This window comes from Comamonas granuli NBRC 101663, assembly GCF_000739995.1.
GTDB lineage: Bacteria > Pseudomonadota > Gammaproteobacteria > Burkholderiales > Burkholderiaceae_C > Simplicispira > Simplicispira granuli.
In genome coordinates, this window is sequence record NZ_BBJX01000006.1 from 58,017 (window position 1) to 71,813 (window position 13,797).

The 13,797-nt window shown below is 71.2% G+C and carries 10 protein-coding genes; 7 read left to right on the forward strand and 3 right to left on the reverse strand.

The genetic code is table 11. The features are described 5' to 3' along the window. Positions 1-9 precede the first annotated feature (9 nt). Positions 10-1,461 (forward strand): bifunctional UDP-N-acetylglucosamine diphosphorylase/glucosamine-1-phosphate N-acetyltransferase GlmU, encoded by a 1,452-nt coding sequence (gene glmU, locus CGR01S_RS07865; RefSeq protein WP_042424850.1) that lies wholly within the window; start codon positions 10-12, stop codon positions 1,459-1,461. Next, on the forward strand, positions 1,458-2,264 hold the full coding sequence (locus CGR01S_RS07870) for a sensor histidine kinase (RefSeq protein ID WP_042424852.1): 807 nt from the start codon (positions 1,458-1,460) through the stop codon (positions 2,262-2,264). Before glmU ends, CGR01S_RS07870 begins: the two co-directional genes overlap by 4 nt. Positions 2,265-2,288: 24 nt before the next feature. Here the strand turns inward: CGR01S_RS07870 and CGR01S_RS07875 are convergent, their stop codons facing one another. Beyond that, positions 2,289-2,780, reverse strand: coding sequence for an Lrp/AsnC family transcriptional regulator (locus tag CGR01S_RS07875; protein ID WP_042424855.1), 492 nt, complete (start codon positions 2,778-2,780; stop codon positions 2,289-2,291). Between the two features lie 140 nt (positions 2,781-2,920). On the opposite strand from CGR01S_RS07875, the gene glmS reads away from it, so the two are divergent. After that, the gene (gene glmS, locus CGR01S_RS07880) at positions 2,921-4,819 is read left to right on the forward strand and encodes a glutamine--fructose-6-phosphate transaminase (isomerizing) (RefSeq protein ID WP_042424858.1); all 1,899 of its coding nucleotides are present in this window, start codon (positions 2,921-2,923) and stop codon (positions 4,817-4,819) included. Between the two features lie 431 nt (positions 4,820-5,250). Here the strand turns inward: glmS and CGR01S_RS07885 are convergent, their stop codons facing one another. Beyond that, entirely contained in the window at positions 5,251-6,027 is a 777-nt protein-coding gene (locus tag CGR01S_RS07885) for a sensor domain-containing diguanylate cyclase (RefSeq protein WP_084690602.1), read from the reverse strand. Positions 6,028-6,200: 173 nt separating this feature from the next. On the opposite strand from CGR01S_RS07885, the gene imuA reads away from it, so the two are divergent. From imuA to CGR01S_RS07900, 3 genes are all read left to right on the forward strand, one after another. Next, positions 6,201-7,001 carry a translesion DNA synthesis-associated protein ImuA gene (imuA, locus tag CGR01S_RS07890; protein ID WP_042424861.1) on the forward strand — a complete coding sequence of 267 codons (801 nt, stop codon included), beginning with the start codon at positions 6,201-6,203 and terminating at the stop codon, positions 6,999-7,001. Further along, positions 6,940-8,286, forward strand: coding sequence for a Y-family DNA polymerase (locus CGR01S_RS07895; protein ID WP_084690603.1), 1,347 nt, complete (start codon positions 6,940-6,942; stop codon positions 8,284-8,286). The genes imuA and CGR01S_RS07895 overlap by 62 nt, the downstream gene beginning before the upstream one ends. 183 nt (positions 8,287-8,469) lie before the next feature. Then, complete coding sequence (locus CGR01S_RS07900; RefSeq protein WP_042424867.1) at positions 8,470-11,583, forward strand: error-prone DNA polymerase; 3,114 nt, start codon at positions 8,470-8,472, stop codon at positions 11,581-11,583. 33 nt (positions 11,584-11,616) lie between these two features. On the opposite strand, the gene CGR01S_RS07905 is transcribed toward CGR01S_RS07900, so the two are convergent. Next, positions 11,617-12,996: an SPOR domain-containing protein gene (locus CGR01S_RS07905; protein WP_042424870.1), complete on the reverse strand. Its 1,380-nt coding sequence runs from the start codon at positions 12,994-12,996 to the stop codon at positions 11,617-11,619. 139 nt (positions 12,997-13,135) lie between these two features. Between CGR01S_RS07905 and CGR01S_RS07910 the strand changes: the two genes are divergently transcribed. Further along, positions 13,136-13,786 (forward strand): DsbA family oxidoreductase, encoded by a 651-nt coding sequence (locus CGR01S_RS07910; protein ID WP_042424873.1) that lies wholly within the window; start codon positions 13,136-13,138, stop codon positions 13,784-13,786. The last annotated feature ends 11 nt before the right edge of the window (positions 13,787-13,797 follow it).

Sequence of the window (13,797 nt, forward strand, 5' to 3'; positions counted from 1 at the left end):
TGGCGCCCCATGACTCCCACTCCCACCGCACTGGACATCCTCATCATGGCCGCGGGCAAGGGCACGCGCATGAAAAGCCGCCTGCCCAAGGTCTTGCAGCGTCTGGCGGGCCGTCCCCTCTTGCACCATGTGCTGGACCAGGCCGCGCACCTGCAGGCGCGCAGCGCCATCGTCATCACCGGCCACGGTGCTACAGAAGTAGAAGCTGCTACCGCAGGCCTGGCGGGCGCTGCGGCCTCATTTGACCTCAAATTCGTACGCCAGGAGCCGCAACTGGGCACCGGCCACGCCGTGCAGCAGGCCGTGCCCTGCCTGGCAGACGACGGCACGGTGGTCGTGCTCTCGGGCGATGTGCCGCTGACCCAGGCCGACACGCTGCGCGCGCTGGTGGCGGCCTCGCAGGCCGTGCCCGGCGGGCAACTGGCGCTGCTGACCGTGCGCCTGCCCGACCCCGCGGGCTATGGCCGCATCCTGCGCGATGCCGCGGGGCGGGTGACGGGCATCGTCGAGCACAAGGACGCGAGCGAGGCCCAGCGCGCCATCGATGAGATCTACAGCGGCATCATGGCCGTGCCCGCGCGCCAGCTCAAGCCCTGGCTGGCGCGCCTGAGCAACGACAACGCCCAGGGCGAGTACTACCTCACCGACATCGTCGCCATGGCCGTGGCCGACGGGCTGCCGGTGGTGGCCCACCGCATCGACGATGCCCTGCAGGTGGCCGGCGTGAACAGCCCCCTGCAACTGGCCGAGCTCGAACGCGCGCACCAACTGCGCCAGGCGCGCGCGCTGATGGAGCAGGGCGTGCGCCTGCTGGACCCCGCCCGCTTTGACCTGCGCGACGACGCGCGCACCGGCGTGCGCGGCGAGCTGCTCTGCGGGCCGGACGTGGAGATCGACGTGGGCTGCATCTTCACCGGCCGCGTGGAGCTGGGCGAAGGCGTGCAGGTGGGCGCGCACTGCTGCATTGCCAATGCGCGCATTGCGGCGGGCGCGGTCATCCACCCCTACACCCACATCGACGGCGAGAAGCTCGGCGCCAGCGTGGGCGCGGGCGCCCTCGTGGGCCCCTATGCGCGCCTGCGCCCCGGCGCCGTGCTGGGGCGCGAGGTGCACATCGGCAATTTCGTCGAAGTGAAGAATTCCACCTTGGCCGACGGCGCCAAGGCCAACCACCTGGCCTACCTGGGCGACGCCACGGTGGGCGAGCGCGTGAACTACGGCGCGGGCAGCATCACCGCCAACTACGACGGCGCGAACAAGCACCGTACCGTGATCGAGGCCGACGTGCACGTGGGCAGCAACTGCGTGCTGGTGGCGCCCGTGACCATCGGCGCCGGCGCCACGGTGGGCGGCGGCTCCACCATCACCAAGGACGTGCCCGCGGGCGCCCTGGGTGTGGCGCGCGGCAAGCAATTGGCGATTGCGAACTGGCAGCGCCCGACCAAGCAGCCCAAGCCATGAGCGTGCCCGTGCCGCCGCCAGCCCCCGAGCCCGGCCCCTACGCCGGGCTGGATGCCCCGGAACTGCGCGCCCTGCTGGCCGGGCGCGACGCCGCGCTGGCCGATCAGCAGGCGGCCCTGCAGGCCTGGACCCACGCCGTCTCGCACGACCTGCGCGCGCCGCTGCGCCACATCACCTCCTTCGGGCCGCTGGTGCGCGAGCTGCTGCAGGACGCGCCCGGCCTGGACGCCACCGCCCGCGCAGAAGCGCTGGACTACCTGGCCACCATGGACCAATCCGCCCGCCGCATGGGCCGCATGCTCGACGGCCTGCTGCAACTGGCGCGCATCGCCCGCGCACCGTTCATGCCCCAGGCCGTGGACCTGGGCGCCCTGGTGCACGAGGTGCGCGCGGCCCTGGCGCCGCGCTGCGCAGGCCGCGCCGTGCACTGGCAGGTGCCCGATGCCTGGCCTGCGCTGCATGGCGACACCGAACTCCTGCGCACCCTGCTCACCGAGCTGCTGGGCAATGCCGTCAAGTTCACCCGCGGGCGCGAACCAGCGCAGATCCGCGTGGACGCCGAACGCGGCGCCGACGGGCGCTGTGCCCTGCGCGTGCAGGACAACGGCACGGGTTTCGACCCCGCGCGTGCGCAGGCGCTGTTCGGCATCTTCCAGCGCCTGCACCGCGAGAGCGAGTTCGACGGCGCGGGCTGCGGCCTGGCGGCCGTGCGCGCCATCGCCCAGCGCCATGGCGGCACGGTGAGCGTGCAGGCGGCGCCGGGGGCGGGCTGCACGGTCAGTGTCTGCTGGCCCGGTAGTTGATATCAAAACGATAGCTGCTTGTGCTTATGCGGCGAGCGCTACAGGCAGTTTTGTTGTGAATTTTGCCCGCTTGGTGGCAAAAAAGGCCTTCACGTTGCGCACATTGGCATCGCCCGTGAACAGGCGCTGGGCCAGCGCCAGGTAGGCAGGCATGTCGCTCGTGTGCAGCACCAGCACAAAGTCCGGCCCGGGGGATACGCGCCAGCATTGCTGCACGCAGGGCTCCTGCACGGCGCGGGCCTCGAAGGCGTCCAGCCACTCGGCGCCCTGGCGGTCGAGCGCGACTTCCACGATGCACGCCAGCCCATGCCCCTGCACGGCAGCCAGCCGCTCGGGCTGGACGATGGCCACCTGACGTTCGATCAGCCCGCACTCGTGCAGGCGCCGCACGCGCCGCAGGCAGGTGGGGGGCGATACATGCACCTGCTCGGCCAGCCACTGGTTGCTGCGCGCGGCGTCGTCCTGCAGCAGGTCCAGCAGCTTGAGGTCCACGGCATCCAGGATGATTTCTTCCATACTTAACGTGATTTTGCTTGGAAATTTCACATGTGTGATTTGTCGAAATTAAATTTCAAAAACATACAAAAATCAATCTGAAATTTGGCGCGCCCCTGCCTACCATCGCGCCATCGCTTCCCCCAGGCAGGAGAAAACCCATGTGCGGCATCGTCGGCGCGGTATCACGGCGCAACATCGTTCCCATTCTTGTGCAAGGCCTGCAGCGGCTGGAATACCGCGGCTACGACTCCTGCGGCCTGGCCGTGCACGCCGCCAGCCCCGATGCCGCGCGCCCCGCGGGCCTGCAGCGCGCGCGCAGCACGGCCCGCGTGGCCGAGCTGCTGGCGCAGGTGCAGACCGAGCACATCGAAGGCGCCTCCGGCATTGCCCATACCCGCTGGGCCACGCACGGCGCGCCGGCGGTGCACAACGCGCACCCGCATTTCAGCTACGGCCCGCTTGCCGATGGGGCCGACGGCCGTCCCGGCCGCGTGGCCCTGGTGCACAACGGCATCATCGAAAACCACGAGGAGCTGCGTGCGCAACTGCAGGCGCGGGGCTATGCCTTCGCCAGCCAGACGGATACCGAGGTCATCGCCCATCTGGTGGACAGCCACTACGACGGCGACCTGTTCCAGGCCGTGCAGGCGGCAGTCGGCGCGCTGCGCGGCGCCTACGCCATTGCTGTACTGCACAAGGACGAGCCGCACCGGGTGGTGGGGGCACGCGCGGGCTCGCCGCTCATCCTGGGCGTGGGGCAGGACGGGGCCGAGCACTTCCTGGCCAGCGACGCCATGGCCCTGGCCGGGGTGACCGACCAGATCGTCTACCTGGAAGAGGGCGACCTGGTGGACCTGCAGTTGGGCCGCTACTGGATCGTGGGCAAAGACCGCGCCCCGCTCACGCCCGCACAGCGCCCCGTGCGCACCGTGCAGGCCTTCAGCGGCGCGGCCGAGCTGGGCCCCTACCGGCACTACATGCAGAAGGAGATCTTCGAGCAGCCGCGCGCCATTGCTGACACGCTCGAAGGCGTGCAGGCCGTCGTGCCCGAGCTGTTCGACGGCCCGGGCGGCACCGCCGCCTGGCGCGTGTTCAAGGAGATCGACCGCGTGCTCATCCTGGCCTGCGGCACCAGCTACTACAGCGGCTGCACGGCCAAGTACTGGCTGGAAGACATCGCCGGCATTCCCACCCAGGTGGAGGTGGCCAGCGAATACCGCTACCGCACCAGCGTGCCCGACCCGCGCACCCTGGTCGTGGCCATCAGCCAGAGCGGCGAGACCGCCGACACCCTGGCCGCGCTGCGCCACGCGCAAGGCCTGGGCATGCGCCACACCCTCACCATCTGCAACGTGGCCACCAGCGCCATGGTGCGCGAGTGCGAGCTGGCCTACATCACCCGCGCAGGGGTCGAGATCGGCGTGGCCAGCACCAAGGCCTTCACCACGCAGCTGGCGGGCCTGTTCCTGCTCACGCTGGCGCTGGCGCAGTCGCGCGGGCGCCTCACCGAGGACGAGGAGGCCGCCCACCTCCAGGCCATGCGCCACCTGCCCGTGGCCCTGCAGGCCGTGCTGGCGCTCGAACCCCAGATCATCGGCTGGGCCGAAGTCTTTGCGCGCATGGAGAACGCCCTGTTCCTGGGCCGGGGCCTGCACTACCCCATTGCGCTCGAAGGCGCGCTCAAGCTCAAGGAAATCAGCTACATCCACGCCGAGGCCTACCCGGCCGGTGAACTCAAGCATGGCCCGCTGGCGCTGGTGGACGCCAGCATGCCGGTGGTGACGGTGGCGCCCAACGATGCGCTGCTGGAAAAGCTCAAGAGCAACCTGCAGGAGGTGCGCGCGCGCGGCGGCGTGCTCTACGTGCTGGCCGATGCCGACACGCGCATCGACAGCAGCGAAGGCATCCACGTCATCCGCATGCCCGAGCACTACGGCGCCCTCTCGCCCATCCTGCACGTGCTGCCGCTGCAACTGCTGGCCTACCACACGGCCTGCGCACGAGGGACGGACGTGGACAAGCCACGCAATTTGGCCAAGAGCGTGACGGTGGAGTGAGCCGCCCTTATTCCAACGGCACCTCGATCGAAAAAGAATAAACCCCGGACGTTGGGGGTGGGCTGACGTTGACGTTCCCCAGCCTCTATTTCTGACTGGCTCAGGAATTCGAGGGGGCTTCACGTGGACTACATCACCACCATGTCCATGCACACGGTCGCAGCCAAGACGGTGCGCAACCTGCCCGAATCCATCTGGGGACCGCTATCGCCCTACGATGATGTGGCCCTGGACTGATCATCGCAGCAAACGCACAAGGTTTCCGAGGGGGCTTCATACAGCAGTAGTAAAAAGGCCTCGTCTGGATTGCTGTGAGCCTCTCTTTGGACGGACATGGCGACGCACTCGGCGGTGTTCACGACTTTAGATGGACGATTACTTGGCGAGATAGTGCGCACAATGGCATGGATGCTGGACCGCTGTTTACGACTTTAATCGCTTAAAACCACCATCTCTATCCGGTTGCGTCCGCTCCTCTTGGCCGCATAGAGCTGCTGGTCCACGGCGTCGATGAAGTCGGAGGGCTTCGTGCTCTCCAGGCCGCCGGCCACGACGGTGCCCACGCCCACGCTCACGGTGATGTGCTGGCCGTGGGGGGACTGCGCGTGGGCAATGGTCTGTTTCTGCACCAGCCGCTGGCAGCGTTCGGCCACTTTGCGGGCCACCTCGGCGTTGGCCTGGGGCAGCAGCACGATGAACTCCTCGCCGCCGAAGCGGGCCACCAGGTCGCGCGGGCCGTCCAGCGCCAGGTTCAGCGTCTGCGCAATGTCGATCAGGCATTGGTCGCCGCGCACATGGCCGTACAGGTCGTTGTACTGCTTGAAGTAGTCGATGTCGAACAGCAGGATGGACAGAGGCTGGCGCTGGCTGCGGGCGCTGTCCCATTCGATCTCCAGGCAGGCGTTGAACCTGCGCCGGTTGGTGATGTGGGTCAGTCCGTCCTTGAACGAGAGCGCCTCCAGCTCTTTTTGCAGCGCCAGCAATTTCTCCTCGGTTTTTTTCTGTTCGCTGATGCCGAACATGAAACCGATCAGCGCTTCGGGCTCGCCCTGGGCGTTGCGCACCACGTGCACCACGTCGCGGATCCACACGTAGCCGTTGTCCTTGGTCAGCGCGCGGTAGTCGGCCTCGTGGTCGGCGCCGGCCTGGGACTGGGCGACGCAGAAGGCGACCACGCTGTCGCTGCCGAGCTTGCCCACGTCGGACATGGCAGCTTCTTTTTGGCCGCTGCCGGCGCGCCCGTTGCGGGGACCGCCAGGGCCGGCAGAAGCTTGACCTGCGTCAGTGTAGCGCGCGGCAGGGGGCCGGGGCTTGCATGCCAACCCGTTTGCGTATACTGTACATAAATACAGTTTTCTGCATCTTGCCAGCGCTTTCTGCCATGTCCGCCCCTGCCTTTGCCGCCCCTGGGCGTGCCTTCGATCCCGCTCTGCTGCCGGGCCCTGTGGCCCAGGCTGTCTGGCGCGGGTCGGACCTGGGGCGCGTGGCTGGGCGCACCGTGCCGACCGGCTTTGCGCTGCTGGACGGCCAGTTGCCCGGTGGCGGCTGGCCCACACAGGCCGTGACGGAGCTGCTGCAACCCGCGGCGGCGCTGTGCGTGTGGCGCCTGCTGGGGCCGGCGCTGCCGGGTCTGCTGCAGGGCGGCGGCCGCATTTACCTGGTGGGCCCGCCCCAGCCGCCGCATGCGGGCGGCCTGGCGCAATGGGGGGTACCGCCTGCGCAACTGGTCTGGGTGCAGGCAGAGGTGCTGGCGGACCGGCTCTGGGCCACCGAGCAAATCCTCCAGGCCGCCCCGGCCGGGGCCGTGCTGGCCTGGCTGCCCCAAGCGCGGCCCGGGCAGATCCGCCGCCTGCACATCCACGCGCAGGCCTGCGATGCGCCGGTGTTCCTGTTCCGGCCCATGGCAGCCTTGCAGCAGGCTTCGCCCGCCCCCTTGCGCGTCTGCGTGGCCTTGGCTCCGGGCTGGGGCCTGCAGGTGCGCATCCCCAAGCGCCGGGGCGCTGCGTTCGATGGCGTGCTGCAGCTGGCGGCAGTGCCCGCACCTCTGCAAGCGGTGCTGCCGCCGCGCCTGGCGTGCGTGCCTGCGCCGGGGCAGGCGCCGGTGTGCAAGGAGTCGTCCGATGTCCGCGCATTGGGCCGCGTTGCTTCCTCTGCCGCAGCCAGCAGGCTCCTCGCCCATTGACGCCGCGGCGCTGGGCGCCTGGGCCTTGCAGTTCACCCCCCGGGTGGCCTTGCGGGAGGGCGCGGCGCTGGCCGAGCTGGCGGCGTCGGCGCGCCTGTTCGGGGGGCTGGAGCGGCTGCACCAGCGCGTGCAGCAAGGCGCAGCCGATCTGGGCGCGCATGTGGCCTGGGCGCCCACGGGCCTGGCGGCGCTGGCCCTGGCGCGCCAGGGCGGCGCGCGGGTGCCTGAGGGCCCCCTGGCCCGGCAGCTCGACGCGCTGCCCTTGCACAGCCTCACGGCTGTGGGCCAGCACCAGGCCACGCTGGAGCGCGTGGGCTGCCGCACGCTGGGGCAGGTGCGCCGCCTGCCGCGCGCTGCCCTGGTTCGCCGCTTTGGTGCGACACTGCTGGCGGCGCTGGACCAGGCCTACGGCCTGCAGCCCGAGGCCTACGACTGGATCACCGTGCCGCAGACCTTTGAAGCCCGGCTGGAGCTGATGGCGCGGGTGGAGCATGCGCCGGCCCTGCTTGCGGGCGCCAGGCGCCTGCTGGTGCAGATGGCGGGTTGGCTGGCGGCGCGCCGCTGCGGCGTGCGGGCCTTCACCCTGCACTGGTGCCACGACGCGCTGCGCCCGCGCGATGCGGGCAGCGGGGGCGCGCTCACGGTGCGCACCGCCCGGCCCACGCAGAGCGTGGCGCATTGCATGCGCCTGCTGTCCGAGCACCTGGCCCGCGTGGTGCTGGATGCACCCGTGGGCGACATTGCCCTGCACGCCGATGAGGTGGAGCCCTGCGCCGAGGAAAACCACGCATGGCTGCCCGATGCCCTGCACCAGGGCGCGGGCGCCGAGCAGGCGCTCGAGCGCATCCAGGCCCGGCTGGGCCCGCAGGCCGTGTGCTCGCCCGTGCTGCACGCCGACCACCGGCCCGAGTACATGCAGCACTGGCACAGCGCCCTGGCAGGCCGCCCCGCGCCAGGCGGCAAGGCGTCCGCGGAACGCGTCCCGCAGAGCGCCTTGGCGGGGGCCGGCCTGCCCCAGCCCCCCTGGCTGCTGGATGTGCCGCTGCGCCTGCGGGAGCGCCAGCACCGCCCGTACTACCAGGGCCCGCTGCAACTGCTGCTCGGGCCCGACCGCGTGGAGGGCGGCTGGTGGCACCGCAGCGGCCAGGGGGCCGATGCCCAGGCGCTCAACGTGCAGCGCGACTACTGGCTTGCCCGCAGCCCCCATGCCGGGCTGCTGTGGGTGTTCCAGCAGCGCCTGGCGGGGGACGAGACGGCCTGGTTTCTGCATGGGTTGTACGCATGAGGGACGAGAAGGCCACCCCCCTGAGCCGCCTTCGGCGCCTTCCCCCCGCTCTCGCAGCGCTGCGCGCCGCGGGCAGGGGGACGCCACCCATGCGGCGGGGCGGCCCTTGCACGGTGGCTGCTGACCTGGGCCGTGCCGATTGCCTGCGTTGTGGGTGCCATGGGCGCCGTAAGGGGGACTGACATGGCACTGTCCTTGCCCGACTATGCCGAGCTGCGCTGCCTCTCGAACTTCAGCTTTCTGCGCGGTGCCAGCCACCCGCACGAGCTGGTCGAACGCGCGCACGCCCTGGGCTACCGGGCGCTGGCGATCACCGACGAGTGCAGCCTGGCCGGGGCCGTGCGGGCCCATGTGGCGGCAAAGGCCGTGGGCCTGCCCCTGCTGCTGGGGGCGCAGTTTGGCGTTGCTCCTCGCGGCACCACCGAAGCACCGTTCGTCCTGGTCGTGCTGGCGCAAAACCTCCAGGGCTACGGCAACCTGTGCGCCTTCATCACCCAGCTGCGGCGCGCTTCCGAGAAAGGCAGCTACCACCTCACCCTGGACCACATCACGGGCGCCGAGCTGGCGGACTGCCTGGCCCTGCTGTGCCCGGACCGCCAGGCCACCGATGCCCAGCTCGAAGCCATGGGGCGCTGGGCGCTGGGGCAGTTCACGGGCCGCGGCTGGATCGGGGTGGAGCAGTTGCGCCGCCTGGACGACGAACTGTGGCTGCACCGCCTGCGCACCCTGTCCGAGCTGACGGCGCTGCCCCTGGTGGCGGTGGGCGACGTGCACATGCATGTGCGCTCGCGCAAGCCGCTGCAGGACGTGCTCACGGCCACGCGCATCGGCAAGCCACTGACGGAATGCGGCCATGCCCTGCAGCGCAGCGCCGAGCAGCACCTGCGCACGCGCCTGCGCCTGGCGCAGACCTTTCCCGCCGAGCTGCTGGCCGAGACGCTGCGCGTGGCGGCGCGCTGCCATTTCAGCCTGGACGAGCTCAAGTACCAGTACCCCGACGAAGTGGTGCCGCCAGGACACACGGCCGCCAGCTATTTGCGCCAGGTGACCTACCAGGGCGCGGAGGGGCGTTGGCCTGCGGGCATTCCGCCCTCTGTGCAGGCGCTGATCGAGCACGAGCTGGCCCTGATCTGCGAGCTGCGCTACGAGCACTACTTCCTCACGGTGTACGACATCGTGGCCTTCGCGCGCTCGCGCCGCATCCTGTGCCAGGGGCGCGGCTCGGCGGCCAACAGCGTGGTCTGCTACTGCCTGGGCGTGACCGAGGTGGACCCGGCGCGCATGTCGGTGCTGTTCGAGCGCTTCATCTCCCGGGAGCGCAACGAGCCCCCGGACATCGACATCGACTTCGAGCACGAGCGCCGCGAGGAGGTGATCCAGTACCTGTACCAGAAGTACGGGCGTGACCGCGCCGCCCTCACCGCCACGGTCATCAGCTACCGCCCCAAGTCGGCGATCCGCGATGTGGGCAAGGCCCTGGGCTTCGATCTGGCCACGGTGGATGCCATCGCCAAGGGCCAGAAGTGGTTTGACGGTGCGGGCGTGCGGCCCGAGCGCTTCGCGGAGCTGGGCATCCCGGCGGACGACCTGGCCGTGCGCCAGCTCATCACGCTCACGCAGCAGTTGCTGGGGTTTCCGCGCCACCTGTCGCAGCACACGGGCGGCTTCGTGCTCACCCAGGGCCCGCTGTGCCGCATGGTGCCGGTGGAGAACGCCGCCATGCCCCACCGCACGGTGATCGAGTGGGACAAGGACGACCTCGACGCCGCCGGCCTGCTCAAGGTCGATGTACTGGCCCTGGGCATGCTGTCGGCCATCCGGCGTGCGCTGGACCTGATCGGCCTGCGGCGCGGCCTGGTGTTCCGCATGCAGGACATCCCGGCCGAGGACCGCGCCACCTACGACATGGTCTGCCGGGCCGACACCATCGGCGTGTTCCAGATCGAGAGCCGGGCGCAGATGGGCATGCTGCCGCGCCTGCGCCCCCGGTGCTTCTACGACCTGGTGATCGAGGTGGCCATTGTGCGGCCCGGGCCCATCCAGGGCGGCATGGTGCACCCCTACCTGAACCGGCGCCAGGGCAGGGAGCCGGTCACCTACCCCAGCGAGGCGCTGCGCGCCGCGCTGGGCCGTACGCTGGGTGTGCCGGTGTTCCAGGAGCAGGTGATGCAGATCGCCATGCTCGCGGCCGGCTTCACGCCCGGCGAGGCCGACGGCCTGCGCCGCGCCATGGCGGCCTGGAAGCGCAAGGGCGGGCTGGAGAAGTACTACCACCGGCTCGTGGGTGGCATGACCGAGCGCGGCTATGCGCTGGAGTTCGCCGAGGCCATCTTCGAGCAGATCCAGGGCTTCTCCGAGTACGGCTTCCCGGAGAGCCATGCGGCCAGCTTCGCGCTGCTGGTCTACGCCTCGGCCTGGATCAAGCGGCACGAGCCGGCAGCCTTCCTCGTGGCGCTGCTCAACAGCCAGCCCATGGGTTTCTACACCCCCAGCCAGCTCGTGCAGGATGCGCGCCGCCACGGCGTGGAGGTGCGGCCCGTGGACGTGGTGCACAGCGCCGTGGAGTCCACGCTGGAGGACCTGCCCGCCACCCCCGCCGTGCGCCTGGGCCTGCACCTGGTGCACGGCCTGCCGGCCGCCAGCGCCGCGCGCATCGTGGCCGAGCGGGCCGCGGCGCCCTTTGCCAGCGCCGAGGCACTGGCGCGCCGCGCCCGGCTGGAGCAGCACGAGATGCAACTGCTGGCCGCGGCGGGCGCCCTGGCGGCGCTGGCGGGCCACCGCCGCCAGCAGGTGTGGGAGGCCGCGGCCCTGCACGCCCCGCCCGCGCTGCTGCGGGACGCGCCGGTGGACGAGGAGTTCCTGGCGCTGCCCGCCGCACCCGAGGGCGAGGAGGTGCTCTGGGACTTTGCCTCGGTCGGCCTGACGCTGCGCAGCCACCCCCTGGCCTTGCTGCGGCCGCAACTGCAGCGCTACCGGCTCCGCACCTCGGCGCAACTGCAGCAGGTGCACGATGGGCGCTGGGTGCGCACGGCCGGCATCGTGACGCTGCGCCAGCAGCCGCCCACGGCTAAGGGCACGGTTTTCGTCTCGCTCGAAGACGAGCATGGCAGCACGCAGGTCATCGTCTGGCGGCATGTCAAGGAGGCGCAGCGCCAGGTGCTGCTGGGTGCGCGGCTGCTGCTGGTGCAGGGGCGCTGGCAGCGCGAGGGGGCGGTGTGCAACCTCATCGCGCACCGCCTGGCGGATTTGTCGCCGCTGCTGGGCCGCCTGGCGACGCAGAGCCGGGACTTCCACTGAGCGCGGCGGCGCGCACCGGCCGCAGGCACGGGCTCAGGGCAGGGCGTGCTTTTGCTGGAACACCACCGCCTCCAGCCCCAGCGCCTGGATGCTGCGCGCGGCCTGCTGCGCCTGTGCCGCGCGGGGGTAGGGGCCCACACGCACCCGGATGCGGCGGCCCTTGGGGGTGTCCAGGCTCTGGCGGAAGGCGGGCAGGCCGGCGTTGAGCAGCTTGGCCTGGGCCTTGCGGGCGTTGGCCTCTTCGGCGAACAGGCCCACGTTGATGTAGTAGCCGGGCGCACTGCCCACCAGGGGCATGGCGCTGCCGGCGGGCGGGGCCGAGGCGGGCGGCTGCGCCGCCGATGCCGCTGCGTCCGGTGGGTCGGCGGCGGGTGCTGGGGCAGGTACCGCCGCCGGCCGTGCATGCGCCGCTGTGCTGCGGCTGCGGGCTGCGGGGGCGCTGGCGGTGGGTTTGCCGGCAGGGGGTGCGCCCGTCTGCGGGCCGGGGGCGCTGCGGGGCGCCGGTGCCGCGCCTGGGCGCGCGGGGCCGGGCTGGGGGCTGGCAGCAGATGCCGGGGCGGGCGCGGGCGGTGCGGCGCTGGAGGCTGCAGTGGCAGGCGCAGCAGGTTTTGCCGGCGCTGCCGCAGGGGGCGCTGGCTCCGGGGGGGCGCTGGCAGGGGGCGCGGCAGCCGCGGGGGCTGCGCTGGCGGGGGGCAGGGGCTCCGTGGCCGGGCGGGCAGGGGCGGGCTCTGCGGCCTGGGGCTGCTTGGCCGGTGCGGGCGGCTGCATGGCACTGGCGCTGGCGGCGCTGGCCGGGGCCGCCGTGACCGGGGCGCTGGCGACGGGGGCTGCCGCGGCGCTGGCAGGGGAGTCCTGGGGCAGAAGCTGGTAGGCCAGCAGCGCCGCGGCCAGCAGCGCGGTGTTCAGTGCGGCCAAAGCCGCCAGGCGGCGCACGCTGCCGGCCTGCTGTGCCAGTTGGGCGCAGGCCTCGGGCAGGGTGCGGGTGCTGGCCAGGGCGCGGGCAATGCGCTTGCGGATTTCGGTGTGCAGGACGGCGTCGCCATACAGGCCGGGCAGGGCAAAGGCCAGCAGGGCGAAGGCGCCCACCAGCCCCCACTGCACGGGTTCGGGCCAGGGCAGCAGCGTGCGGATGGCACCGAACAGCAGCAGTCCCAGGCCCTCGGCGGCGGCCACGTAGAGCAGGGCGGGCGTCCACAGGTGGCGCAGCGCCATCCAGTTGAGCGTGCACAGGCTGGCGGCCCAGTTCCAGCCCGGCTGGGTGCGGCCCAGCGTGTCAAAGCGCTCGAAGCGGGGCAGGTAGTGCGCGGTGCCGATGGGGCCGAGCGCCGCGCGGTAGAGCGTTGCCATGGCGCTCTCGGTCGGGCCTGCGGGCTGCTGGGTGTGAAAGAAGTCCGTGGGGGAGGGGGCGGGCATGGGGGCAAATTCTGGCATGCGCAGCCCCCGGCACCAAGCGCCCGGGCCTGCGGGGGGCGATGGCGCGTACGGCGCAAGGTCTTGGCCGGGGGCCTACCATGCCTGTTTCTTGCACTGCCCGTTCCAGGAGTCCGCCGCCATGGCCCCCACCGTTCTCAAGATCGACTTCGTCTCCGACATCTCCTGCCCCTGGTGCGCCATTGGCCTGCACGCGCTGGAGCAGGCGGCCGCGCGGCTCCAGGGCGAGGTGGCGCTGGACTGGCATTTCCAGCCCTTTGAGCTCAACCCGCACATGGGCCCCGAGGGGCAGGACATCAACGAGCACCTGCAGGAGAAGTACGGCGCCACGCCCGAGCAGAGCCAGCAGACGCGCGCGGCCATTGCCGAGCGCGGCGCGGCGCTGGGCTTTGCCTTCCAGATGGACAAGCGCAGCCGCATCTACAACACCTTCGATGCGCACCGCCTGCTGCACTGGGCCGCGGAGCAGGGCCTGCAGCGGCCGCTCAAGCACGCGCTGTTCAAGGCCTATTTCACCGACGGGCAGAACCCCGGCAGCCACGCGGTGCTGCTGCGCGCGGCGCAGGAGGTGGGGCTGGATGCGGACGCCGCCCGCGCCGTGCTCTCCAGCGACCGCTACGCCGCCGAGGTGCGCGAGCGCGAGGCCTTCTACCAGGGCCACGGCATCCATTCGGTGCCCGCCGTCATCGTGAACGACCGCCACCTGATCCAGGGCGGCCAGCCGGTGGAGGTGTTCGAGCAGGCGCTGCGGCAGATCGCTACTGAAAAGTGAGCTTCTGGCGC